Here is a 23616-nt window from a genome sequence, read left to right on the forward strand (position 1 = left end):
CGCGGATGAGAATACTTATCAATGGGGGCGCCCGCTAGGATCGCGCGGTGAACGCCGCCGGCCTCGTCGCCACGATCCCCGCGCCCTCGATCCGCGACATCGAGCTGGGGCCGTTCGAGATCCGGCTGTACGCGCTCTGCCTGCTCGCAGGCGTCGCGGTGGCGTCGTGGCTCACCGTGCGGCGCTGGGCGGCGCGCGGCGGCGCGCCGGACGTGGTGCTCGAGGTCACCCTCTGGTCGGTGCTCGCCGGGCTCGTGGGCGGCCGGCTGTACCACGTGGTCACGAGCTGGGACCAGCTCGGCGACGAGTGGTACGCCCCGTTCGCGATCTGGGAGGGCGGCCTCGGCATCTGGGGCGGCGTGCTGTTCGGCGTGCTCGCGGGCGCGCTCGTGTGCCGCCTGCGCGGCGTCAGCGTGCTCGAGATGATGGACGCGGCGGCGCCCGGGATCCTGATCGCCCAGGGCATCGGGCGGCTCGGCAACTACTTCAACCAGGAGCTGTTCGGCGGTCCCACCGACCGGCCCTGGGGCCTCGAGGTCGACCGCTCGCGCCGCCCGGACGAGTACATCGACGCGCTCACGTTCCACCCGACGTTCCTCTACGAGATGCTCTGGAACTTCGGCGGCGCGGCGCTGATCATCTGGGCCGGCCACCGCTTCCGCATCCGCCCGCCCGGGGTCTTCTGCCTCTACGTGGCGGTCTACTCGCTGGGCCGCATCTTCTGGGAGCAGCTGCGCGTCGACCCCTCCCGCGAGCTCCTGGGGCAGCGCCTCAACTTCTACGTGGCGCTCGCCCTCCTCCTCGGCGCCATCGCGGTCTTCGTGTGGGACCGCCGCCGCCGGGGGCCGGAGGAGGAGCGCCGCCCGCCGCCGCGGGCCGGCGTGCCGCGCGCGCCGGGCGGCCGGGCCCGCCCCGCGGGCGGGCGCCGCTAGGCCCGCGAGGTCGCCGGCCGGGGGATCTCGCTGACGAAGGCGCCGAGCAGGCGGTCGGCGAGGGCTCGCACCTCGGGCTGCTCGGGGTCCCACCCGGTGAAGATCTCGGCCAGCGCCGCGCGGCGGCCGGCCGCGAGGCGGTCGTGGGCCGCGCGGCCCTCGCGGGTGAGCCGCGCGCCGGTCGCGCCGGCGCGCACCAGGCCGCGCCGCTCGAGCCCCCCGAGCGCCGCGCGCACCCCGTCGGGGTCGGCGCCGAGCTCGGCCGCGAGCCGGTCGGGCGGCACGGGCGGCCGGTCGCCCAGGCGGCCGAGCAGCCACAGCTCCGGGGGCGGCAGGGTGACGCCCACCCGCGCCGCCAGCCGCTCGTACGCCTCCCAGCGGTTGTCGCGCTCGGCGACGCGGCTGACCGCCCGCTCGAGCTCGCGCAGCGGGTCGTCGTCGCGCGGCGAGGCGAAGCTCTCGCCCACCCCCTCCGCGCCGGCGGTGCGGCGCAGCGGCAGCTCGCGCAGGGTCCAGGTCAGCGCGAACGCGAGCGCGGCGATGACGGCGGCGGCCAGGAAGATCGGCGCGAGCGCGTCGGCGAACGCGGTCACGTAGGGCTCGCGCACCGCGTCGGGCAGCCGGTGGATCGCCGCCGGGTCGGCGTCGGCCGGCACCGAGGCGCCCGGCGGCAGCCGGCCGGCGAGCTCGCCGGCCAGCCGGTTGGCGAAGATGGCGCCGAACGCGGCGACCCCGATCGAGCCGCCGACCATCCGGGCCAGCGCCGAGCCCGACGTCGCCACGCCGAGCAGGCGGTAGTCGACCGCGTTCTGCGCCGCCAGCACGAGCACCTGCATCACCATCCCGAGCCCCAGGCCGAGCACCAGCATCCCGAGCGCGGTGCGCCAGGCCGGCGTGTCGACCGCGATGCCCGCCAGGATCGCGCAGCCGGCGGTCATGAGCGCGGTCCCGGCGATGGGGAACGGCTTGTAGCGGCCGATCCGGCTGATGATCGTGCCGCTGCCGATGGAGGTCGCGAGCACGCCCGCCATCATGGGCGTCATCAGCAGGCCCGACTCGGTCGGGGTGTGGCCGCGCACCACCTGCAGGTACAGCGGCAGGTAGGTCACCGAGCCGAACAGCGCCAGGCCCACGATGAAGCCGATCGCGCTCGTCGTGGCGACGACGTGGTTGCGGAAGAGCGCCATCGGCAGGATCGGCTCGGACGCCCGCATCTCCACGAACGGGAAGAGCGCCGTCAGCACCGCGCCGGCCGCGATCATCCCGATGATCTGCGGCGAGTCCCACGCCAGGGTCGTCCCCCCGAGCGAGGTGGCGAGCACGATCGCCGAGAGCGCCCCGGTCAGCACGCTCGCGCCGAGGTAGTCGATGCGGTGGTGCACCTGCCGGGACCGGGCGCGGAAGGCGACCGCGATCACCGCCAGCGCGGCGCCGCCGATCGGCAGGTTGACGTAGAAGATCCAGCGCCAGGAGAGGTGGTCGACGAAGAACCCGCCGGCCAGCGGGCCGACCACCGTCGAGACGCCGAAGACCGCGCCCAGGTACCCCTGGTAGCGGCCGCGCTCGCGCGGGGAGAGGATGTCGCCCACCACCGCCATCGTCGTGACCATCAGCCCGCCGCCGCCGAGCCCCTGCACCGCCCGGAAGGCGATGAGCTCCGGCATGTTCTGCGCCACGCCGCAGAGCACCGAGCCGACCAGGAAGATCGCGATCGCCGCCTGCAGCACGACCTTGCGGCCGTAGAGGTCCCCGAGCTTGCCGTACAGCGGCCCCGCCACCGTGGAGGCGAGCAGGTAGGCGGTCACCACCCACGAGAGGTGCTCGTAGCCGCCCATCTCGCCGACGATCGTCGGCAGCGCCGTCGACACGATCGTCTGGTCGAGCGACGCCAGCAGCAGCACCATGATCAGCGCGCCGAAGATCAGGCGCACGCGCGGGCGCTCGCCGGCCGTGGCGGCCGGCACGGTTGTGGGATCGCTCGTCACGGCCTCCCGGCGACGCTGCCGTCGGGGTACCCGCGCCCGGGGGCGGCGACACCGCCGCCCCCGGGCCGGCCGGTCAGCGGGGGCGGGTGACCGCCCCCTCGGAGGCCGACGACACCAGCGCCGCGTACTTGGCGAGCACGCCGCGGGTCTCGCGCGGCTCCGGCGCCGTCCAGGCGGCGAGGCGGGCGGCGAGCTCGTCGTCGGGGATCTCCAGGCGCAGCTCGCGCGCGTCGACGTCGAGCACGACGGTGTCGCCCTCCTGCACCGCGGCGATCGGCCCCCCGCGCGCGGCCTCGGGGGCCACGTGGCCCACCATCAGGCCGTGGGTGGCGCCCGAGAAGCGGCCGTCGGTGATGAGCGCCACCTCGTCCCCGATGCCCTCGCCCACGATCGCCGCGGTCACGTGCAGCATCTCGCGCATGCCGGGGCCGCCTGCCGGGCCCTCGTAGCGGATCACCACCACGTCGCCCGGCTCGATGAGGCGCCGCTTGACGGCGGCGAAGGCCTCCTCCTCGCTCTCGAAGACGCGGGCCGGCCCCACGTGCAGGCGGCGCTCGTGGCCGGCGAGCTTCACCACGCAGCCCTCGGGGGCGAGGTTGCCCCGCAGGATCGCCAGGCCGCCGGTCAGCGACAGGGGGCGGTCGGCGGGCACGACGACCTGCTGGCCGGGCGTCTCGCGGGCCGCCTCGGCGATCTCGGCGAGGGTGCGCCCGTCGACGTTGCGCGCCCCGGGGTGCACCAGCCCGGCGCCGACCAGCTCGCGGGTGATGAGCGCGACGCCGCCCGCCTCGTGCAGGTCGGTGGCGACGTACCTCCCGCCCGGGGTGAGGCTCGCGACGATCGGCGTGCGGTCGGCGATGGCGTCGAAGTCGTCGATCGTCAGCGGGATGCCGAGCTCCCAGGCGATCGCGAGCAGGTGCAGCACGCCGTTCGTGGAGCCGCCGCTCGCCGCGATGCCGGCGATGGCGTTGTCGATCGAGTCGCGCGTGACGATCTGGGAGGGGCGCACGTCGTCGCGCACCAGCCGCATCGCGAGGCGCCCGGCCTCGACGGCCGCCGCCGCCTTGTCGGGGTGGGCCGCCGGCACGCCGTTGAGCCCGGCCGGGCTGATCCCGAGGATGTCGAGCGCCATCGACATCGTGTTGGCGGTGAACTGGCCGCCGCACGCCCCGGCGCCGGGGCAGGCGACGCTCTCGAGCGCGTGCACCTCGCCCGCGCTGGCCCTGCCGGCCGCGTGGGCGCCGACCACCTCGAAGACGTCCTGGATGGTCACGTCGCGGCCGCGGAAGCGGCCCGGCGCGATCGAGCCGTTGTAGAGCACGAGCCCGGGGATGTCGAGGCGCGCCAGGGCCATCACGGCGGCCGGGATGGTCTTGTCGCAGCCGACCAGGCAGACGAGCCCGTCGAACGAGTGGCCGCGCGCGGCGAGCTCGATCGAGTCGGCGATCACCTCGCGCGACACGAGCGACGCGCGCATGCCGTCGGTGCCCATCGACACGCCGTCGGAGACGGCGATCGTGTTGAGCTCCATCGGCGTGCCGCCGGCCTCGCGCACGCCGCGCTTCACGTGCGTGGCCAGCTCGCGCTGGTTGAGGTTGCACGGCATGGTCTCGATCCACGTCGTGGCCACGCCGACGATCGGCCGTGCGAGGTCCTCGTCCGTGAACCCGGTCCCCTTCAGCATCGCCCGGGCGGGCGCGCGGTCGGGGCCGTCGGTCATGGCCGCGCTGCGGCGCTTGGCCGGGTCGGAGGGTCCGTACGGGTCAGTCGTCATGGCGGGAGGATACGCGGCGTCCCCGGCACGGAGCGCGGCGCGGCGCCCTCGCTCAGCCGGTGTTGCGCAGGCCCGCCGCGATGCCGCTGACGGTCAGCAGCAGGGGGTGCTCCAGCTCGGCCCGCCGCGCCGGGTCGCGCTCGGCGCGCAGCTCGCGCAGCAGGCGGATCTGGATGGCGTGCAGCGGGTCGACGTAGGGGTTGCGCAGCCGGATGGAGCTCTGCAGCCACGGGACGTCGTCGAGCAGCCGCTCGCGGCCCACAACGGCCAGCAGCCCCTCCGTCGTGCGCCGGTACTCGTCCGTGACCGTGCCCAGCATGCGCTCGCGCAGGGCGTCGTCCCCCACGAGCCCGGCGTAGAGGCCGGCCACGCGCATGTCGGCCTTGCCGACGGCCATGTGGCAGGTGTCGACCACCACCCGCCACCACGGCCAGCCGGCGTACATCTCGCGAAGCACGCCGGCCGCGCCGCGATAGCGGCCGGTGAACGCCCGCAACGCGGTCCCGACCCCGTACCACGACGGCAGCAGGTGGCGGTTCTGCGTCCAGGCGAACACCCAGGGGATCGCGCGCAGGTCCTCCACCCGCAGCGCGCCGTCGCCGGCGCGCCGCGCCGGCCGGGAGCCGATGTTCAGCAGGCCCAGCTCCTCGATGGGGCTGGCCTGGGTGAAGTAGGGGATGAAGCCGGGGTCCTCGTAGACCAGCCCGCGGTAGGCCGCCATCGAGGCCGCGGCGAGCTCGGCCGCCGCCTCGTCCCACACCGGCTTGCGCTCGGAGAAGCCCCGCGCCTCGTCCTCCTCGAGCGTCCGCTCCAGGACGGCGGCCACCACGGAGTCGAGGTTGCGCTCGGCGATCGGCGGCAGGCCGTACTTGGACGACAGGTTCTCGCCCTGCTCGGTGATGCGGATGCGCCCGTCGAGGGTGCCGAGCGGCCCGCCCTTCACCGCCCCGTAGGTCGACGCGCCGCCCCGGCCGGCGCTGCCGCCGCGGCCGTGGAACAGCGTGAGGTGCACCCCGTCGAGGCGGCACGCGTCGGCGATGCGCTGCTGGGCGAGGAACAGCTCCCAGTTGGAGGCGAGGTAGCCGCCGTCCTTGTTCGAGTCGGAGTACCCCACCATCACGGTCTGCCGGTCGCCGCGGGCCTCGACGTTGCGCCGGTAGGCCGGGGTGCCGAGCAGCGTGCGCATCATCTCGGGGGCGCGGCGCAAGTCGTCGATGGTCTCGAACAGCGGCACCAGGTCGACGTCGGAGCGCAGCGCGCCGTCGCCGTCGTCGCGCACCAGCCCGGCGTGGCGGGCCAGGGCGAGCGGCGCGAGCAGGTCCCCGGCCTCGTGGGTGAAGCTCACGATCACCGTGCCGGCCGCCTCGGGGCCGTGCTCGTCGATCGCCTCGCGCAGGCGCCGGAACGTCTCGACCACCTCGGCGGCGCGGCCCTCCGGGGCGCCGCCGCCCGCGACGGCCGCCGCGGCCTCGCGCAGGATCGACGAGTGCTGGCGCACGTCGAGCCGGGCCAGGTGGAAGCCGAAGCTCCGCACCCGGCGGTGCAGGCGGGCGAGGCCCCGGCGCGCGATCCGCTCCCCGCGGTGCTCCTCCAGCGACGCCCGGATGACGTCGAGGTCGGCGATCATCTCGTCCGGCGAGGCGTAGGGCGCCTCGCCGCCGGGGTCGAGCCGCTCCCACACGAACGAGAGCTTGCGGCGGTAGGGCTCGCCGGGGTTGCGCGCCGCCACCACCGGCGCGGCGCGCGGCATGCGGGCCTCGTCGGCGGCCAGCGAGGCGCGCAGCGCGTCGCTCACGCCCACCATCCGCTCGGAGAGCGACAGCTCCGCGGCCAGCGCCCGCACCCGCTCCCGCAGGCTGCGCAGCGCCGCGGTGCGGTGGCGGCCGAGCGCGCGGGGGATGAGGTCCGGCGTGCAGTTGGGGTTGCCGTCCTGGTCGCCGCCGGCCCACGAGCCGAAGGTGAGGATGTCCTCGTGCGCCGCCACGCCCGGGTAGTGCTCGTCGAGCACCCGCCCGAGCTCCTCGTGCACCGCGCCCGCCGCGTCGACGAGCATGTGCTCGAGGAAGAACACGACCCGGCGCACCTCGTCGATGGCCTCCGGGCGCGAGGTGCGCAGCGCGTCGGTCTGCCACAGCACGGTGATCGCCTCGAGCAGCCGCTCGACGGCCTCCCGGTGCTCGCGCGGCGAGCGCGGCGACTCGAGCTCGTCGAGGCAGGCGTCCACCATCAGGTGCTTCTCCAGCACGTTGTGGCGGGCGATCTCGGTCGGGTGCGCGGTCGCGACCAGCTCGATGCGCATGCGGTCGAGCGCCGCCTGCACCCGCTCGGCGGGCACGCCGCGCGCGCGCAGGGCGGCGAGCGCGGCCGCCAGGCTCTCGGGCTGGGCCCGCCCCTCCGCGGCGCGCTCGGCGTCGCGCTGGCGCCGGCGGCGCACCCGGTGGTGCTGCTCGGCGGCGTTGACGAGCTGGAAGTAGATCGAGAAGGCGCGGATGACGCCGACGAGCCCCTCGCGGTCGAGCCCGCCCACGATGCGCTCGACCTCGCGCTCGCGCGCCGCCGCCTCGGGTCCGCCGGGGTCCGCGCGCAGCTCCCGGTTGAGCAGGCGCAGGCGCTCCTCCACCTCGAGCAGCCCCTCGCCGCCCTGCTCGACGAGCACGCGCCCGAGCAGGTCCCCCAGCAGGCGGACGTCCCGCCGCAGGGGCTCGTCGCGCTCCCGGGACCGCCCGAGGGGCGTGTGCCGGTCCCGGGGCCCGGTCACCCGGCCGGGGAGGTCAGTCCTCGTCCCCGCGGGCCTTGCCGCCCAGCGCGCCGAGGGTGAACAGCGCGAAGATGATCCCCATCACGAAGGGCAGGTACCCGGCCTCGTGGCGGTCGTGCCAGCCGACCCACAGCAGCGCCACCGTCAGGCCGAGCAGCAGCCCGAGGATCCAGACCGGCAGTCCCCTCATCTCACACTCCGTCGTCGTTCGCGGACCGGAGGGGAGCCTAGCGGGTCGCCCGCGCGGGCGCGGCACGGGGCGGGGCCCCTGCTAGGGTGCGCGCCCATGACGACCAACCACGTCGAAGTGCGCGTGGAGGAGCGGGGCGACGTGACGGTGGTGACCGTCGGCGGCGTCCTCGACGCGCTCGCCCTCCCGGACGTCTCGCGGGCCCTCACGGATGCCCAGCGCGGCGCGGCGCACGTCATCATCGATCTCAGCGGCGTCACCTTCATGGACAGCCGGGGGCTCGGCTCGCTGCTCGCCGCGAACGAGCGCGCCCGCGAGGGCGCTCCGCCGGTGTCGATCCACCGCCCGTCGGAGGCCGTCCAGCGCCTGCTGGACGTCTCGGGCGTCCGCGGCGTGATCCCCGAGGTCGACGAGCTCCCCACGGCCTGAAGGTCCGCCCCGTCCGGGGGCTCCACACCCGCCCGCGCGCGCCTGCAGTTACCTGTGCTTATCTGATCGATAAGCGGAGTTGATGGATGCCGCCGCCGGCCAGCGGCGGTCCCGTCGCCTCCCCGCCCTGTCCGACGGAGGGGTCCAGATGATCCCGCCACCGCCCGCCCGGCGGCCGTCAGCCGGCGCCCGCCCACGTCCCGGCCCCGTCACGGGCCCGCACCGGTCGCCTCCGCCATCGCCGGCGTCGGCGCCGCCGGCCACGCCAGGTGCGTGCTGGAGGCCCTCCGCTCCACGTTCCGCTTCCGCCGCCGAGGCCCACGAAGGCGTGCTCGACGCCGTCGGCGCGCAGCGCGGCCAGGCCGACGCCGGCGAGGTCCGCGCAGCCGAGCGCCATCTCGCCGCGCGCGGCGACCGCGGTGTCGACCAGCGCCGGCCCGCGGGCGGCGGCCGGCGCGCTGCTGCGCGACGCCGGGTTCGCGCTGCCGCCGATCGTGCACCGCAGCGCGACCGTCGTCGTGTCGGCCCGCCTCGGGGAGGGGCCCAGGTGATGGCGGCCGCGATCGTCAACAGCGCCGCGACCCTCGGCCGGGACAGCCTCGTCAACGCCGGCGCGATCATCGGCCACGACGTCGTCGTGGGCGACTGCGCCCACGTCGCCTCGTGCGCGCGGGTCGCCGGCGGCGTGCGCATCGGCGAACGCACCCGGGTGGGGGTCGGCGCCGTCCTCCTGCAGGAGCGGACCATCGGCGCCGGCGCGGTGGTCGGCGCGGGCGCCGTCGTGCTCGACGACGTGCCGCCCGGCGCCCGGGTGGGGGCGTCCCCGCCCGGGCGCCGCCCCCGTCCCGGCGTCCCCCCGGCGCGCCCGCCGGGCGCCATGTCACCACCACCCAGACGGAGGGGAGGGGCCGGCATGAGCACGGTCACCGACGAGCTGCTCGGGCACACGCGGTCCTGCGCCGACGGGTCCGACGAGGCCACCTGCAAATGCCGCCGGCCCGGCGGGTCGCGGTCGTCGCCTGCATGGACGCACGCCTGGACCCCCAGACGGTGCTCGGCCTCGCCGAGGGCGACGGCCACGTCATCCGCGACGCCGGCGGCGGGGTGGCCGTGTCCGGCTCGGGGTGGTCCGGGGTGGCCGAGGCCCGCGTCGGCTGGGCCCGATCCGTCCCGCGGGCGCGAGCCGGCCTCCTCGGGCCGGCCCGTCCTCTGGCGACGTCGTCGACGGACCGGGTCGGCTGGGGCCGATCCTGAGCGCGGGCGGGACCCGGCCCCGCGGGCCGGCTCGTCCGTTGCGAGGTCGTCGACGGACCGGGTCGGCTGGGGCCGATCCATGCCGCGGGCGGGACCCGGCCCTGCGGGCCGGCTCGCGCTGGGCACGTTGGCGACCGCCGTGCCCCTCACGCGGGGGCCGGCCCACTTGCGGGGCCGGCCACGCGGCAAATCGCCCCTGGCCGGGGCGATTTGCGGACCGGCGCACCGCCTTCGGCGGGGCGGGCGCCGGAAACCCCACTGACGTGAGCGTCCGTGGTGCGCGTGGGGGTGTGCCCGGCGCCCTCGTGGCCGGTTCTGTCTCGCTCCCGCCTTCGGCGGTCGTGTCTACGACCACGTCGAAGCTCGATCAGGTCGTCCAGGGCGGAGCTCGTCCAGTTCGCCGCGCGGTTGAGGGGCAGATTGCCGGAATGGCGCGCCCCGGCCGCCGGGCCGGGGCCGATTCGGCCGGCGCGCCAGCCGGCGTTCCTCGGTCCGACGCAGCCCGGGCGGGGCTACACCCCCTCGCCGGCGAAGACGCGCTCGCGGGTGGGGCGGACGTGGACGGTGGCGCCGGGGGTGAGGGCGAGCGCGTCTGCGACGTCGCGGGTGACCTGGGCGGACAGCCGCTCGCCGTCGGGCGTGGCGAGCTCCACGCGCACCTCGAAGCCCAGGTGCACGAGCCGCTCCACCGTCGCGGGGGAGGTGACGCCGTTGGGCTCGGCGCGCAGCTCGACGTCGTGCGGGCGCACGACGGCGCGGCCGAGGCGCGTGGTGGGGCCGACGAACGTCATCACGAACTCGTTGACCGGCTGCTCGTAGACCTCGCGCGGGGCGCCGACCTGCTGGATGCGCCCCCCGTCCATCACGGCGATGCGGTCGGCCACCTCCATGGCCTCCTCCTGGTCGTGGGTGACCAGGACGGTGGTCTGGTGGACCTCCTCGTGCAGCCGGCGCAGCCAGCCGCGCAGCTCCTTGCGCACGCGGGCGTCGAGCGCGCCGAACGGCTCGTCGAGCAGCAGCACCTTCGGCTCGACCGCGAGGGCGCGGGCGAGGGCCATGCGCTGGCGCTGGCCGCCCGAGAGCTGGCTCGGGTAGCGGTGGGCGAAGCCGTCGAGCTGGACGAGCCGCAGCAGCTCGTCCACCCGGTCGCGGATCTCGGCCTTCGGGCGCTTGCGGATGGACAGGCCGAAGGCGACGTTGTCGCGCACGGTCATGTGCTTGAACGCGGCGTAGTGCTGGAACACGAAGCCCACGCCGCGGCGCTGGGTGGGGACGGCCGTGGCGTCCTCGCCCGAGATCTCGACCCGGCCGGCGTCCGGGTGCTCGAGGCCGGCGATCACGCGCAGCAGGGTGGACTTGCCGGAGCCCGAGGGGCCGAGCAGGGCGGTCAGCGATCCGCCCGGCACGTCGAGGCTCACGTCGTCGAGCGCGACGAAGTCGCCGAAGCGCTTGGTGATGTCAGTGACCGTGATCGCCACCGCCACCTCCCTTCCGGTTGAGCAGGTTCATGACGAGGACGACCGCGAGGGCGAGGATCGCCAGCACGACCGAGGAGCCGTAGGCGGCCACGTAGTCGAAGCCCTGGAAGCGCTCCTCCACGTGCAGGGTGAGCGTCTCGGTCCTGCCCGCGATGCCGCCGGAGACGACGCGCACGGCGCCGTACTCGCCGAGGGCCCGCGCGGTCGTGAGCACGACGCCGTAGACGACGCCCCAGCGGATGGCGGGCAGCGTGATGCGCCGGAAGGTGGCGAACGCCCCGGCGCCGAGCGTGGAGGCGGCCTCCTCCTGGTCGGCGCCGACCTCGCGCAGCACGGGGACGACCTCGCGCACGACGAACGGCAGGCAGACGAACACCGTCGCCAGCACCATGCCGGGCAGGGCGAAGACGACCTGCACGCCGAGCTCCTCGGCGGCCGGGCCGAACCAGCCGGTGCGGCCCCACACGAGCAGGATCGCCAGGCCCACGACCACCGGCGAGAGGGCCAGCGGCAGGTCGATGAGCGCGTTGACGAGCGGTCGCCCCGGCACCCGGCGGCGCACCAGGATGAGCGCGGCAGCCACGCCGAACACCGTGTTGAGCGGCACGGCGATCGCGGTGATGAGCAGCGTCAGCCACAGCGCGTGGAGCGCGGCGTCGGTGGTGACCGCCTCCCAGGCGACGCCGACGCCGTCCTCGAACGTGTTCCAGAACACCAGGGCCAGCGGCGCGGCGAGCAGCAGCCCCAGGTAGGCGAGCGCCACCAGCCGCAGCGCCCAGCGGGAGACCAGCGCGGCGGCGCGGCCGCCGGGCCTGCGCGGGATGGCCAGGCCGTCGCTAGCGGGCATGGCGCGACGTCCAGCGCTCGAGCGCGGACAGCAGCAGCAGCGCCGCCAGCGACAGGACCAGCAGGAAGACCGACACGGCGGCCGCCCCCTGGCGGTCGTCCGACTCGATCCGGCTGTAGATGTAGAAGGAGGCGACCTGGTCCTGGAACGGGATGTTGCCCGTGATCAGCACCAGGGAGCCGAACTCGCCCAGGGCCCGCGAGAACGCGAGGCCGCTGCCGCCGATCACGGCGGGCAGCAGGTTGGGCAGGATGATGCGGCGGAAGACCGTGAACGGGCCCGCGCCGAGCGACGCGGCGGCCTGTTCCATCTCGCCGTCGAGCTCAAGCAGCACCGGCTGCACGGCGCGCACCACGAAGGGCAGCGTCACGAGCAGCAGGGCGAGCACGATGCCCGCCTTCGTGAAGGCGACGTTGACGCCGACCGGCCCGCGCGGACCGTAGAGCGCGAGCAGCGTGAGGCCCGCCACGATCGTCGGCAGCGCGAACGGCAGGTCGATCAGGGAGTTGACGATCCCCTTGCCGGGGAAGCGGTCGCGCACGAGGACCCACGCGATGAGGGTCCCCATCACGGCGTTGAGGAGCGTGACGATCAGCGACACCTCCAGGGTGAGGCGCACGGCCGCCCACGCGGCGTCGCCGGTGATCGCCTCCCAGAAGCCGCTCCAGCCCTCCTCGAACCCGCCCGCGGTCAGGGCGGCGAGCGGGATGAGCACCACGAGGCTCATGTAGAGCACGGCGACGCCCAGCCCGAGCGGGGCGCCGAGGCGCCCCGCTCGGCCGAACGCGACCCGCGGGATGCGGGCTGCGACGCTGCGGCTACTCATCGTCCTGGCTGAAGCCCCGGTCCGCGAAGATGTCGGCCATGTAGCCGCGGTCGGGGTCGAAGAACTCGTCGCGGAAGCTCGTCCAGCCGCCGAGGTCCTCGTCCATCGTGAACAGGCCCGGGATCTCCGGGTACTCCGAGGCGTGCTTCTCGGCGACCGCCGGCAGCACCGAGCGGTAGCCCCTCCGCGCGAAGACCTCCTGCGCCGGGGCGCTGAGGGCGAAGTCGACGAACGCCTGGGCCGCCTGCGGATCGCCCGAGTTCGCGGTGACCGCGATCGGGTTCTGGATCAGGATGGTCTCGTCGGGGATGACGTACTCGACCGGCTCGCCGTTGGCCTGGGCGAGCTTCGCCTCGTTCTCGTAGGCCAGCAGCACGTCGCCCTTGCCGGCCCCGAAGACCTGCAGCGACTCGCGGGCGCCCTTGGGCTGCACCGGCACGTTGGCGAAGAGCGCGCGCAGGTACTCGAGCGCCTCGTCCTTCGACCTGCCCTGCTTGAGCTGGGCGCCGTACGCGGCGGCGACGTTCCACTGGGCGCCGCCCGAGCTGAACGGGTTGGGCGTGATGACCTCGACCCCGTCCTTCACGAGGTCGTCCCAGGTGCGGATGCCCTTCGGGTTGCCCTCGCGCACGAGGAAGACCACGGCCGAGGTGCTGACGAAGCCACCTGTGGGGGTGTCCTGCCACCCGGGCTCCACGATGCCCGGCTCCTCGAGGCGGGTCACGTCGGGCGCCAGCGAGAGCGCCAGCACGTCGGCGTCGAGGCCGGCCTCGACCGCCCGGCTCTGGTCGCCGGAGGGGCCGTAGGACTGCTCGAACCCGATGCCCTTCCCCGCGGGCGTGCCCCCGAAGAGCGGGATGAGCTCCTCGTAGACCTCGCGCGGGGTCGTGTAGCCCACGAGGGTGAGGGTGGAATCGCCGCCGCTCGCGGCGGCGGCGCCGCTCGCCTGGTCCTCGTCGCCGCAGCCCGCGAGCACGGCGAGGGCCGCGACGAGGAGGACGACGGGCAGCGCGAGCAGGCGGAATGGGTGTCGTACGATCACGCAACGCTCCTTGGTCTGGACAGAGGCCGAGCGAGTGAGTCGCCCTCCCCCTGTGGCCGCAGGGGGAGGGCGGCGCCCTGTTATAGCGATCTCTTATCCGTCGGATAAGCGCCGCTAGCATGCTGATGGCTCTTGGCCGTGTCAACCCCCGAGCGCGAGCGACGAGAGGCGATGACGGACGACTACCTGGGCGCCGGAGGGCGCCTCCGAGGCGGGCCCGCGCCCGAGCTGGTGCGGGCCGGCTACGCCCACGAGGCGGGGCACGGGCCGCGGCTGGCGCGGTGGCTGTCGCTGGCCGACCTCGCCCACGCGGTCGCCCTGGTCGAGGCGGGCGCGGTGGCGGGCGACGACGCCCGCGGGCTGCTGCGCGGGCTGCTGGAGCTCGACGGGATCCCGGGCGGCGCCTTTCCGTGGCGGCCGGAGCTCGGCGACGCCTTCAACTCGCGCGAGCACGAGCTCAAGGCCCGCGTCGGCGCCTCGGCGGCCGGGTGGCTGTCGGCGGGGCGCCCGCGCCGCGAGGCGTTCCGGGTGGCCCTGCGGCTGGCGGCCCGCGAGGGGGCGCTCGACCTGCACGACGCGTCCCTCGACCTGGCCGCCGCCCTGGTCGGCCTGGCGGAGCGCCACGCCGCGGACCTCGCCGCCGACTACACCTACCTGCAGCCCGCGCAGCCCACGACCGTCGGCCACCTGCTGCTGGCCCACGCCTACCCGGCGCTGCGGGACGCGGGCCGCCTGCGCGGCGCGCACGCCTGGCTCGATCGCAGCGTGGCGGGCGTGGGCGGCAGCGCCGGGTCGCGCTGGCCGATCGACCGCGAGCGCCTCGCCGACCTGCTCGGCTGCGCCGGTGTGATGCGCCACGCGAAGGACGCGATGTGGCAGGCCGACGGCTACGTCGAGCTGGTCGCGGCCGTGGCGACCGCGGCGACCCACGCCTCGCAGCTCGGCCAGGACCTCGAGATCCTGGCCAGCCAGGAGTTCGCCGCGGTGAGCCTCGCCGACCGCCACAGCCGCGCGAGCGCCCTCATGCCGCAGAAGCGCAACCCCTACGCGCTCGCCGTCATCCGCACGCAGGCCGGCATCGCCGCCGGCGACCTCGCCGCGATCCTCGTGGCGCTGCACACCGGGTCGGCCCGCACCGACCACTTCCACCTGCTCAACGGCAGCGTGCCGCGCCTGCTGGAGGAGGCCGGCGCCGTGACGGCCCTGGCCGCCGAGGTGGTCGCCGGCCTCACGATCGACCCGGCGCGCTGGGAGCGGGCCGCGCGGGAGGGCTTCACCGCGGCCGCCGACGTCGCCGACGTGCTCGCCGTCGAGGCCGGGATCGACTACCGCACGGCGCACCACGTGGTGGGCCGCGCGGTGCGCGACCTGGTGGACGCCGGGCTGCCGCCCGACGCGCTCACCCCCGAGCGACTGGCCGCGGCCGCCGAGGCGTCCGCGGGCCGCGCGGTCACGATCTCCGCCGAGGCGCTCGCCGGGGCGCTCGACCCCGCCGCGTGCGTGGCCGCGCGGCTGCAGACCGGCTCGGCCGCCCCGGGGGAGGTCGCCGCGATGATCGCCGAGTGCCGGGCGGCCGTCGCGGAGGCGCGGGGCCTCAGCGCGGCGGCGCGGGAGCGGGCGGCCGGCGCGGCGCGGGGGCTGCGGGAGCGGGCGCGGGAGCTGGCGGGATGACGACGACCTCGGTGCGGATGCGCGTCGCGTAGCGGCCCAGCAGGCGCAGCAGCGCGGGGCCGGCGACGAGCGCCAGCACGACGTTCGTGGTGGCGTGGACGGCCTCGAACGGCAGGCTGCGGCCGCCGGACAGCGTCAGCGCGGCCCACGACACCTCCGGGCCGAAGGCGGCCAGGTACCAGAGATTCATCCCCCAGCCGTAGGCGACGCCCCAGACGGCGCCGACCGCCGCGAGCCCCAGCCGCGCCCGGCACACGCGCCGCAGCGCGGCGCCCGACAGGCCGGCCAGCGCCCAGAGCGCCATCTGTGGCGGCGTCCACGGCCCCTGCCCGAGGAAGCTGTTGGAGATGAGCGCCGCCACGGCGCCGACCGCGAGGCCGGCGCGCGCGCCGAGGCTCGCGCCGGTCACCAGGCACGTCACCGTGATCGGCTGGGCGCCCGGGATGGGCGCGAACAGCACCCGCCCCGCGGCGGCGAGCGCCCCGATGGTGGCCACAAGGGCCAGCTCCTTCGCGCCCCCGCCGCGCTCGAGCGCCACGAAGCCCAGCGCGATGAGCAGCAGCACCACCAGTACCACCGTGACGGCGGCGCTCACGCGACACCAGCCACGGCCGCCGCGGCGCGCTCGCGCAGCGTGCCGTCGCGCAGGTCGAGGTGGCGACCGGCGAGCCTGGCGGCGAAGCCCTCGTCGTGGGTCGCCACCAGCACGGCCGCCCCCTCGGCCGCCCGGGCGCGCAGCACGTCCGCGAGCGCGCCGCGCCGCGCGGGGTCCATCCCGCGGGTGGGCTCGTCGAGCAGGATCACGCCGGGGCGCGCGACGAGCGCCGCGGCCAGGGCGACGCGCTCGCGCTGGCCCACCGACAGGTCGAGGGGGTGGCGTTCGGCGAGCTCCGCGAGGTCGAGCTCCTCCATCGCGCGGGCGACCAGCGCGCGCCGCTCCGCCCGCGGCACCCCGAGCCAGCGCAGGCACAGGGCCACCTCGTCGCGCACCCGCTCGGTCAGCAGGTGGCGGCCCGGGTCCTGCGGCACGAGCGACAGGGCGGGGAAGCGGCGCTCCGCCGCCAGCGCGGTGACGTCGCGGCGGTCGACCAGCACCCGGCCCGCGTCCGGCGCGTGCAGCCCGGCGATCGCGCGCAGCAGGGTCGTCTTGCCCGAGCCGTTCGGCCCGTGCACCGCCACCGTCTCGCCCGCGCGCACCTCCAGGGCCGCGCCGCGCAGCACGGGCGGCCCACCGTGGCCGGCGACCAGCCCGTCCACCACCAGGCGCGGCCCGCCGGGCGCGCCCGCGGCGTGGGGCACGCCGGCGGCGTCGGCCGGCTCCGGCGCCCCCAGGCGCCCCTCGCGCACCGCCAGCACCCGGTCGGCGAGCCCGCGCGAGCGGTCGGCGCGGTGCTCGCTCACCACGACGGCCACGCCCGCCCGGGCGCGGCCGCGCAGCGTGGCCGCGAGGGCGGCCGCGCCCGCGGCGTCGAGCTGGGAGGTGGGCTCGTCCAGCAGCAGCACCGACGGCGCGGGGGCCAGCGCGGCGGCCAGCGCCACGCGCTGGCGCTCGCCGCCGGAGAGGGTCGCGATGGCGCGCCCCGCCAGGTGGGCGGCGCCGGCCTCCTCGAGCGCCCGCTGCACCCGGCCCGGGATCGCCTCGGCCGGCACGCCGGCGCTCTCCAGGCCGAACGCCACGTCGCGCTCGACCGTGCCCATCACCGACTGCGCCTCGGGGTCCTGGAAGACCATCCCGGCGGCGCGGCACAGCTGGGCGGGCGGCGTGCGCATGGTGTCGAGGCCGCCCACGGCGACGCGGCCGGCGAAGCGGCCGCCGTGGAAGTGGGGCACGAGGCCGCACAGCGCCCGCAGCAGGGTCGACTTGCCGCCGCCGGAGGGACCCTCGAGCAGCAGCACCTCGCCGGCGCGCACGTCGAGGTCGACGCCGTCGAGCGCGGGCCCGGCGCCGCCGCCGTACGCGAACCACAGCCCCCGTGTCTCGGCCGCGGCCCTCACCGGCGCAGCACCAGCGCGGCGCCGCCCAGCGCGGCGGCCGCGGCGGCGGCCAGGGCCAGCCCGCCGGCCCCGAGCAGCGGATCGAGGGTGGGGTAGTACGAGTAGCCGCCGAGCCCCGCCGTGGCCGCGACCGCGGCGACGGCGACGAGGGCGGCGCCGAGCGCCAGCGCCGCGCGCTCCTCGCGCACCCAGGGGCGCTCGGGGCTGCGGGTGCGCGGCCCGGCGCCGTAGCCGCGGGCCGTCATGGCCTCGGCCACGTCGAGCCCGCGCTCGAGGCTCGCGCCGAGCAGCGGCAGCGTCAGCGGGGCCGCCCGCCGGGTGCGCGCGAGCAGGCGGCCGTCGGCCAGGGCCAGGCCGCGCAGCCGCGCCGACTCCGAGATGGCCCGGGCGTCGCGCTGGAGGGTCGGCACCAGCCGCGCGGCCAGCGCGCACGTCATCGCGGAGCGCGGCGCCACGCGGGCGACCTGCGCCTGCAGGCGGTCGGGGTCGACGTGCGCGAGCAGGGCGCCGACGAGGATCGCCACCGCGGCCAGCCGCACGCCGATCGCGAGGCCGGCGACGACCTCCTCGACCGTCACCTCCAGGTCGATGACCGCGACCTCGGGGCCGCGCCAGAGGATCAGGTCGCCCTCCGCGGACACGAACGGGTTGATCGCCGCGAGCGTCAGGCCGCTGAGCGCGCCGCCGAGCAGGAAGAAGCGGCTCGGCCGGCCGGGCGCGGTCCACGCGAGGGCCAGCGCCCCGGCGAGCAGGCACAGCAGCACCAGGGGGTGTCCGGTGGAGAAGGCGAGCACGATCGCGCCGAGCCAGAGGGGCGCAAGCGCCCCGGGCGCCCTCACGGCCCCGCCCGCCCGGCGGCGCGCAGCGGCCGCCCCTCGCCGTCGAGCGTCAGCGCGTAGCGGCCGCGCACGATGGCGGGGTCGTCGGCGAGGGCGCGCGCCGCCGCCCGCGCCGCCGCGTCGTCGAGCCCGGCGACGACGACCGCCACCCCCGCCTGCGGGTCGGCCGGGTCGGTGGGCACGGCCGCGATCAGGGCCCGGGCGCCGGGCACCGGCTCGCGCGGCGCCCCGCCGGGCCGAGGGCCGTTCGCGCCGCCCTCGACCGCGACGCCGATCCCGGCGCCGTCGGGGTCGGCGAGGGCGCGCCGCCAGGCCGGGTCGCGCCGCGCGAGCGCGTCGCTGGCCCCGACGACCGCCCGCCAGGGCGACGAGACGTCGGTCAGCCGCGCCCCGGCCGCCTCGAGCGCCGCGCGCAGCGGCGGGTCGGCCGCCACCGCCGGGCCGCGGCCGCCCGGCAGCGCGAGCGGCGCGGGCCACTGGCCCACCACCGCGAAGGCGTTCTGCAGCGACCCCCAGTCGCGGTGGTCCCACCAGACGGCGTCGCCGTCCCCCAGCGGCACCTGCTCGGCGCTCGTCGCGCCCGCGACGCCGTTGACGAAGAAGAACCAGTCCTCCTCGGCCGCGGCGTCGCTGCGCAGCCCGAGCATGCTGTCGACGAACGCGCCGGCGTAGGCGGTCCGCACCTCGGTGGCCCCCCGCAGCGCCCGCATGACCGACTGACCGGGCGCGACCCGGGTCGACAGCAGCTCCCGCTCGCCGTACCCGGCGGTCGCCACCAGCGTGGCGGCGGGCGCCTCGGCCGCGGGCGCGTCCTGCGAGCGGCGCTCGCAGCCGGCGGCCAGCGCGGCGAGCGCGGCGAGCGCGAGCAGCGCCATCAGCACGGGCGCCAGCGCCCCGCACGGTCGTCGTCGCACCAACGGCTCCATTCCTCGAAAGCGGTGTCGGTGCTCGGGCGGAGGCAGGTCTCCTGGCTTCCGTTCGCAGCGACGTCGCGCCTTCCCGGTCGGACCGGTGGCCGGCTTCTCGCCCAGCGACGCCGCTCCCGGTGACAGTGGCGGGACCGCGCCGGATTCGCACCGGCTTCCCTCGAGCGCCCGAAGGCGACCACCCACCCGAGACACACGGAGGCTACCCCGCCCGTCGCGTACTGGTCGACCGGGTGGGTCGATTCGCGAAAACCAGCGGTTGACACCCGAGCCGCGCGCCGCGTAGAACCGTGAAACTGCCAAAACCGACAGGATCGCCACAGTGATCTCACTCAGAACCGCTAGGAGCTCCATGCGCGACGAACCACCGCGCCCCCCGCTTCCGTCCCCCCTGCCGGACGGGGACGAGGGCGATCCGTTGTCCGACGAGCTGCTGACGCCCGACGAGGCGCGCGCGCTGGTGCGGGCGTCGTCGGGACGGGCGCCGACGGGGCTGCGCAACCGGGCGCTCGTGGCCGTGATGTACCGGTCGGGCCTGCGCCCGGGCGAGGCGCTGGCGCTCCTGCCGGCCGACGTCGACCTGGGCGCCGCGACGGTCGACGTGCCGGCGCGCAAGGGCGGCAGCCGGCGGGTGACCGGCATCGACGCCACCACCCGCGGGCTCATCGCGGCGTGGCTCGAGCGCCGCCGTGAGCGCGGCATCGCCCACGAGGCGCCGCTGTTCTGCACCCTCGCGGGCGAGCCGCTGAAGGCGGCCTACGTGCGCGAGCTGCTGCCGCGCCTGGCCCGCCGCGCCGGCATCCGCAAGCGCGTGCACCCCCTCGCGCTTCGCTACGCCAACGCGGCCGAGCTCGCCGAGGAGGGGATGCCGGCGGCCACGATCGACCGCCACCTGGGCATCGCGCCGGTGGGCGGCGCCCGGCGCTACCGCCGGCCCGTGGCCGACGTCGACGTGGCCGCGGCGGTGGCCGCGCGGGAGTGGCGCCTCTGACGGTCTGTGTATGAACTCCGGCTAGGCCGCGAGCTCTGACACGGCGGCCTTCTCGGCCGTGCCCGCGAGCGGGCTTCTCGTCCGATCGCCGGGGCGGGCAAAGACGCCAGCTGGCACCTCCCGGGCGGGCTCCCCGCGGAGCGAGCGTTTCGCGTCTCCCGGCACCTCCGGGCGACGGTCCTCGAGTTCGGCATCCAGGGTGATCCGGCCGTCGGCCCAGGCAGCGAGCACGGCGGCCGCGTCGGTGTCGCGGTCGGCCGAGTGGCCGCATCCTGAGCAGGTGAAGGTTTGCTCGGAGAGCGGCACTGCAGGGCCGACCTCGCCGCAGGCCGAGCAGGCCCGGGTCGAGGGCAGCCAACGCGGCGCGCGGATCAGCTCGCCCGAGCGCCAGGCCAGCTTGTAGTCGAGCTGGCGCTCGAAGTCGCCCCAGGCCGCGTCGGAGATGGCGCGCGCGAGGCGGGTTCGGACGAGGCCCCGAATGCCGAGCGTCTCGACCACGATCCGGCCGTGGGTCGTGGCCAGGTCGGTGGTGAGCTTGTTCGTGACGTCGTTGCGCTGGTCGCGCGCCCGCTGGTGGAGGCGGGCCACCCGCCGGCGGGCCCGCTCGCGCCGACGGGAGCCGCGCCGGCGCCGGAACATGGCGCGGTTCGCTCGCCGCAGCTGGCGCAGGGAGCGGGTGAGGTGGCGCGGGTTCTCGACCCGCATGATCTCGTCGCCGTCGGCGGTGGCGCCGACCACGAGCGCGGTGAGGCCGCGGTCGAGGCCGACCGCCGGGCCGCCGCCTCGGTGATGGTGGGCCTGGTGGAGCGGAGGGCAGGCGAGCGTGATCGCCACCACGAGGCGCCGGCCGTCGCGGCGCAGGGTGGCCTGCAGCGGCCGCGCGCCGCGGCGCATCAGGCGTCGCACCCGCCGGGTGTCCTCGCGGACGCGGACCACGCCGATCCGGGGGAGCTTCACGACCCGCGCCGCCTCGTCGCTTCCGACCTGCACCGACCGCCGGTCCTTCGCCCGGAAGCGGCAGCTCTCGGTGCCCCGGCCCCGCTTCGTGAAGCGCGGGAAGCCCATGCGGGCGCCTTTCCGGGTGCCGTTGCGCGAGCCAGAGACGGCGCCGAGCGCCCGGCCGAGATCCACGCAGGCCTCCTCCATCACGCCCTGATGAACCTCGCCCCGCCAGGGCAGGCCATCGGACGAGCCCGCTGCGGGCGAGCGCTTCCAGGCGTTGAAGGCGTTGATGATCGAGAACGGCGTCCAGGGCACATCGGTGGTGCCGTCGGTGGCGCGGGCGTCGAGCGCGTCCTTCACCAGCCCAAGGGACTGATTCCAGGCGAAGCGCGCGGCGCCCAGGTGGCGCGCGATCAGCTGTCGTTGCTCGACCGTCGGCTCGAGCGTGAAGCGGAAGCTGGTGGTGCGCCAGCCGTCGGGGAGCTTGGCCGCCATCGCCTGCAAGTATTGGCAGGTTCCCGGACGGCACGGCTCCGATCCCCGTACCGCTCTGCTACGCCAAGACGCGCCCGAGGAGGTAGTGGCAGGCCGCGATCTCCATCCAGGCCCGCGCGCTCGCGGCCGGGCCCTCATACGAACGCGACAGGCGCCGCCAGCGGCCGAGGCGCGCGAAGGCGTCCTCGATGCGCCACAGCGGCCGCAGCGGCGTGACGCGCGAGGCGCCCTTCGGTGGCGCCTTGATGTCGAGGGCGATGCCGCGGCGTGCGCACATCGCCGCCAGCCCGCGGTAGCCGCGGTCGGCGACGATCGCCTTGACGCTCGGCATGGCGTCGAGCACCGCCTCGAGCAGCTCGCGAGCGACGCGTACATCCTGTGGTCGGGCCGAGTCGTCCCGCACCGCGACCGGCGAGCCGGTGATGTCGAGTAGCAGCGTGCGTTTGGCGCCGTTGGTGCGCCCGCCGCGGCCGCCCGACTCGTGGAACGACGGGCCGGCTCGACCCCCGCGGGCCACCTGGGCGTCGACCATCAGCATCGAGGGGTCGACCGTGCGGCCCTTCATCAGCCGGGCGATCTGGCGAAGGCGGGTCAGCAGCTTCGCCAAGACGCCGCTGTCGCGCCAGCGGCGGAACTGCCGCCAGACCGTTCCCCATGCGGGCTGTTCCGACGGCAGGTAGCGCCACGGCGACCCTGTACGGGCGAGGTAGAGGATCGCGTCGGCGATCGCTCGCCGCGAGATGGCAGGCGGACGACCCCGCCGGCCCGATGCGGGCTCCAGCAGGTCGCAGACGAGGCGCCACTCGTCGTCGGTGACGTCACTCGGGTAGGCCATGACGCACCGTTTCCATCGGTGCAGTGGCCGAGATCCCTGATCGGTACCGGGATCAGTTCATACACAGGCCCTGAGGCGGCGGCGGGCCGCCGCCGGGCTAGCCGGCGGGGAGCTCCCGGCGCTCGTGCGCCTCGCCGGCGCGATCCCGGCGGGCGCGCGCGGCGGCCGCGGTCCAGCGACGGCGGGCGGCGCGCATGCGCAGGCGCAGGGCCCGCCCGCGACGGGCCTCGCCGAGGGCGGTCTCGAGCTCGACGCCCCGCAGGGGGCCTGAGGTGATGCGGATGGCTGCCATGGCCGATCGGTTCGCCGTCCGCCCCCCGGCTCCTGCGCCGCGCCGGTCAAGGGGTGCGTCGAGGTGTCGATAAGGAAACCAGCGTCCGCACGGAACCACCCTGGAGGCACCGCCGTGCACGAGCCCGGCCTCACGGACCCCCGCACCGTCTTCGAGCTCACCCGTCCCGGCCGCCTGATCGACGCGCTCGAGGCCTGCATGGCGCGGCGCGTCGCCCCGCTGCGCTCCGGCTGGTCGGCCACCGGCCACCTCGGCCGCGACCTGGAGCGCCACTACGGCGTGCGCGTCCCCCGGCCGGCGATCGACCGGGCCCTGCGCGTGCTGGCCCGGCGGGGGCGCATCGACCTGCGCGCCGGGCGCGACGGCGCCCTCTGGTTCCGCCTGCGCGACCAGGGCTAGCGCCCGGCGCCGCCGCCCGCCCCGCCGGCCGCGAACGTCCGCGCCGACGTCCGGCACCCGGGCTGGTGCTCCTGCAGCAGCGCGACGAGGTCCGCGACCGCCGCCGCGACGTCGGCCGCCGCCGCGTCGTGATGGCCCTCCACGAGCAGGAGCGCCTCGGAGGTGTCCGGCCCGGCCACGCTGTGCGTGCTCTGGCGCCAGCACCAGCGGCGGGCGACCACCGCCCCGTGCCGGTCGACCAGCACCACCTCGCCGCGCTCGGGCGTCGCATCCGCCCCTGATCCGAGGTCGGTGAAGCGCTCGTCGCCGTCGGCGAAGCGCACGGTCACGCCGCCCCCGAGCGCGGCGAGGTCGAACACCGCCACCGGCAGCGCGTGGCGGATCGAGACGAGGTTGCCGATGTCGACGAGCGCGCCGATGGAGGGGATCGCACCCTCCTTCCCGAGCCGGCGCAGGAGCGCCTCGGCGGCGGAGCGGTGCTGGGTCGGGCGGACCCCGAAGGCGCTGAAGGCCCGCCGCCACGCGGCGATGGACGGCATCTCGGCGACGGGCGTGGCCGCGAGGCGCCCGGCGGCCGCCCGCTGCTCGGCGGCGTACTCGGCGCGCAGCGCCTCCGGGGCCGGGCCGCCGGCGACGCCCGCGGCGTGGACGACGCCCGCGCGGGCGGCGGGGAACGCTGCTGCGACGGCGGGGTCGTAGGCGAACACGGCGGCTCC

The 23616-nt window shown here is 76.5% G+C and carries 22 protein-coding genes, 1 pseudogene and 1 riboswitch; of the genes and pseudogenes, 7 read left to right on the plus strand and 16 right to left on the minus strand.

The features are described from left to right. The first annotated feature begins 47 nt into the window (after positions 1–47). Entirely contained in the window at positions 48–932 is an 885-nt protein-coding gene (gene lgt / locus ITJ85_RS00565) for a prolipoprotein diacylglyceryl transferase (protein WP_217914413.1), read from the plus strand. On the opposite strand, the gene ITJ85_RS00570 is transcribed toward lgt, so the two are convergent. From ITJ85_RS00570 to ITJ85_RS00585, 4 genes are all read right to left on the minus strand, one after another. After that, positions 929–2896 carry an MFS transporter gene (locus ITJ85_RS00570; protein ID WP_217914414.1) on the minus strand — a complete coding sequence of 656 codons (1968 nt, stop codon included), beginning with the start codon at positions 2894–2896 and terminating at the stop codon, positions 929–931. The two genes, lgt and ITJ85_RS00570, sit on opposite strands and share 4 nt — an antisense overlap. A gap of 94 nt (positions 2897–2990) precedes the next feature. Further along, positions 2991–4691, minus strand: a complete 1701-nt coding sequence (gene ilvD / locus ITJ85_RS00575) for a dihydroxy-acid dehydratase (protein WP_217914415.1) — start codon at positions 4689–4691, stop codon at positions 2991–2993. Positions 4692–4743: 52 nt separating this feature from the next. Beyond that, positions 4744–7449 (minus strand): phosphoenolpyruvate carboxylase, encoded by a 2706-nt coding sequence (locus ITJ85_RS00580; protein ID WP_217914416.1) that lies wholly within the window; start codon positions 7447–7449, stop codon positions 4744–4746. A 13-nt stretch (positions 7450–7462) separates the two neighbouring features. Next, positions 7463–7639 (minus strand): hypothetical protein, encoded by a 177-nt coding sequence (locus tag ITJ85_RS00585; RefSeq protein ID WP_217914417.1) that lies wholly within the window; start codon positions 7637–7639, stop codon positions 7463–7465. 96 nt (positions 7640–7735) lie between these two features. Between ITJ85_RS00585 and ITJ85_RS00590 the strand changes: the two genes are divergently transcribed. From ITJ85_RS00590 to ITJ85_RS17470, 3 genes and pseudogenes are all read left to right on the plus strand, one after another. Continuing rightward, positions 7736–8068: an STAS domain-containing protein gene (locus tag ITJ85_RS00590; protein ID WP_217914418.1), complete on the plus strand. Its 333-nt coding sequence runs from the start codon at positions 7736–7738 to the stop codon at positions 8066–8068. Positions 8069–8487: 419 nt separating this feature from the next. Continuing rightward, entirely contained in the window at positions 8488–8619 is a 132-nt protein-coding gene (locus tag ITJ85_RS17310; RefSeq protein ID WP_281412210.1) for a hypothetical protein, read from the plus strand. A gap of 362 nt (positions 8620–8981) precedes the next feature. Next, positions 8982–9169 (plus strand): annotated as a pseudogene (locus ITJ85_RS17470) (carbonic anhydrase); the annotation flags it as partial. Between the two features lie 665 nt (positions 9170–9834). Here ITJ85_RS17470 and ITJ85_RS00600 read toward each other — a convergent pair. From ITJ85_RS00600 to ITJ85_RS00615, 4 genes are read right to left on the minus strand one after another with little or no spacing between them, the layout of a single operon-like run. Next, positions 9835–10800: a sulfate/molybdate ABC transporter ATP-binding protein gene (locus ITJ85_RS00600; protein ID WP_217914420.1), complete on the minus strand. Its 966-nt coding sequence runs from the start codon at positions 10798–10800 to the stop codon at positions 9835–9837. Further along, positions 10781–11647 carry a sulfate ABC transporter permease gene (locus ITJ85_RS00605; RefSeq protein ID WP_217914421.1) on the minus strand — a complete coding sequence of 289 codons (867 nt, stop codon included), beginning with the start codon at positions 11645–11647 and terminating at the stop codon, positions 10781–10783. Before ITJ85_RS00605 ends, ITJ85_RS00600 begins: the two co-directional genes overlap by 20 nt. Next, positions 11637–12473 carry a sulfate ABC transporter permease subunit CysT gene (cysT, locus tag ITJ85_RS00610; RefSeq protein ID WP_217914422.1) on the minus strand — a complete coding sequence of 279 codons (837 nt, stop codon included), beginning with the start codon at positions 12471–12473 and terminating at the stop codon, positions 11637–11639. The genes ITJ85_RS00605 and cysT overlap by 11 nt, the downstream gene beginning before the upstream one ends. Then, positions 12466–13515, minus strand: a complete 1050-nt coding sequence (locus ITJ85_RS00615) for a sulfate ABC transporter substrate-binding protein (RefSeq protein ID WP_217914423.1) — start codon at positions 13513–13515, stop codon at positions 12466–12468. Before ITJ85_RS00615 ends, cysT begins: the two co-directional genes overlap by 8 nt. Before the next feature lie 171 nt (positions 13516–13686). On the opposite strand from ITJ85_RS00615, the gene ITJ85_RS00620 reads away from it, so the two are divergent. After that, positions 13687–15186, plus strand: a complete 1500-nt coding sequence (locus ITJ85_RS00620; protein ID WP_217914424.1) for a lyase family protein — start codon at positions 13687–13689, stop codon at positions 15184–15186. On the opposite strand, the gene ITJ85_RS00625 is transcribed toward ITJ85_RS00620, so the two are convergent. The 4 genes from ITJ85_RS00625 to ITJ85_RS00640 are packed head-to-tail and all read right to left on the minus strand — an operon-like array spanning position 15110 to position 18934. After that, positions 15110–15781, minus strand: a complete 672-nt coding sequence (locus ITJ85_RS00625; protein WP_217914425.1) for a hypothetical protein — start codon at positions 15779–15781, stop codon at positions 15110–15112. The two genes, ITJ85_RS00620 and ITJ85_RS00625, sit on opposite strands and share 77 nt — an antisense overlap. Next, positions 15778–17181 carry an ABC transporter ATP-binding protein gene (locus ITJ85_RS00630; protein WP_217914426.1) on the minus strand — a complete coding sequence of 468 codons (1404 nt, stop codon included), beginning with the start codon at positions 17179–17181 and terminating at the stop codon, positions 15778–15780. Before ITJ85_RS00630 ends, ITJ85_RS00625 begins: the two co-directional genes overlap by 4 nt. After that, positions 17178–18020: an energy-coupling factor transporter transmembrane component T gene (locus ITJ85_RS00635; RefSeq protein WP_217914427.1), complete on the minus strand. Its 843-nt coding sequence runs from the start codon at positions 18018–18020 to the stop codon at positions 17178–17180. Before ITJ85_RS00635 ends, ITJ85_RS00630 begins: the two co-directional genes overlap by 4 nt. Beyond that, positions 18017–18934: a DUF4430 domain-containing protein gene (locus ITJ85_RS00640; RefSeq protein ID WP_217914428.1), complete on the minus strand. Its 918-nt coding sequence runs from the start codon at positions 18932–18934 to the stop codon at positions 18017–18019. Before ITJ85_RS00640 ends, ITJ85_RS00635 begins: the two co-directional genes overlap by 4 nt. 26 nt (positions 18935–18960) lie before the next feature. Then, a riboswitch (cobalamin riboswitch) is annotated at positions 18961–19145 on the minus strand. 153 nt (positions 19146–19298) lie between these two features. Between ITJ85_RS00640 and ITJ85_RS00645 the strand changes: the two genes are divergently transcribed. Then, positions 19299–19937 (plus strand): tyrosine-type recombinase/integrase, encoded by a 639-nt coding sequence (locus tag ITJ85_RS00645; protein ID WP_217914429.1) that lies wholly within the window; start codon positions 19299–19301, stop codon positions 19935–19937. A 21-nt stretch (positions 19938–19958) separates the two neighbouring features. Here the strand turns inward: ITJ85_RS00645 and ITJ85_RS00650 are convergent, their stop codons facing one another. From ITJ85_RS00650 to ITJ85_RS00660, 3 genes are all read right to left on the minus strand, one after another. Further along, positions 19959–21374, minus strand: a complete 1416-nt coding sequence (locus ITJ85_RS00650) for an RNA-guided endonuclease TnpB family protein (protein ID WP_217914430.1) — start codon at positions 21372–21374, stop codon at positions 19959–19961. Between the two features lie 58 nt (positions 21375–21432). Then, positions 21433–22209 (minus strand): IS5 family transposase, encoded by a 777-nt coding sequence (locus ITJ85_RS00655; protein WP_217914431.1) that lies wholly within the window; start codon positions 22207–22209, stop codon positions 21433–21435. A 97-nt stretch (positions 22210–22306) separates the two neighbouring features. Then, the gene (locus ITJ85_RS00660; protein WP_217914432.1) at positions 22307–22501 is read right to left on the minus strand and encodes a hypothetical protein; all 195 of its coding nucleotides are present in this window, start codon (positions 22499–22501) and stop codon (positions 22307–22309) included. Positions 22502–22615: 114 nt separating this feature from the next. On the opposite strand from ITJ85_RS00660, the gene ITJ85_RS00665 reads away from it, so the two are divergent. Further along, on the plus strand, positions 22616–22900 hold the full coding sequence (locus ITJ85_RS00665; RefSeq protein ID WP_217914433.1) for a hypothetical protein: 285 nt from the start codon (positions 22616–22618) through the stop codon (positions 22898–22900). Here the strand turns inward: ITJ85_RS00665 and ITJ85_RS00670 are convergent. After that, positions 22897–23607, minus strand: a complete 711-nt coding sequence (locus ITJ85_RS00670) for a B3/B4 domain-containing protein (RefSeq protein ID WP_217914434.1) — start codon at positions 23605–23607, stop codon at positions 22897–22899. The genes ITJ85_RS00665 and ITJ85_RS00670 overlap by 4 nt on opposite strands. Between the last annotated feature and the right edge of the window lie 9 nt (positions 23608–23616).

Origin of the sequence: Miltoncostaea marina, assembly GCF_018141525.1 — a bacterium.
In the GTDB taxonomy this organism is placed as follows: domain Bacteria; phylum Actinomycetota; class Thermoleophilia; order Miltoncostaeales; family Miltoncostaeaceae; genus Miltoncostaea; species Miltoncostaea marina.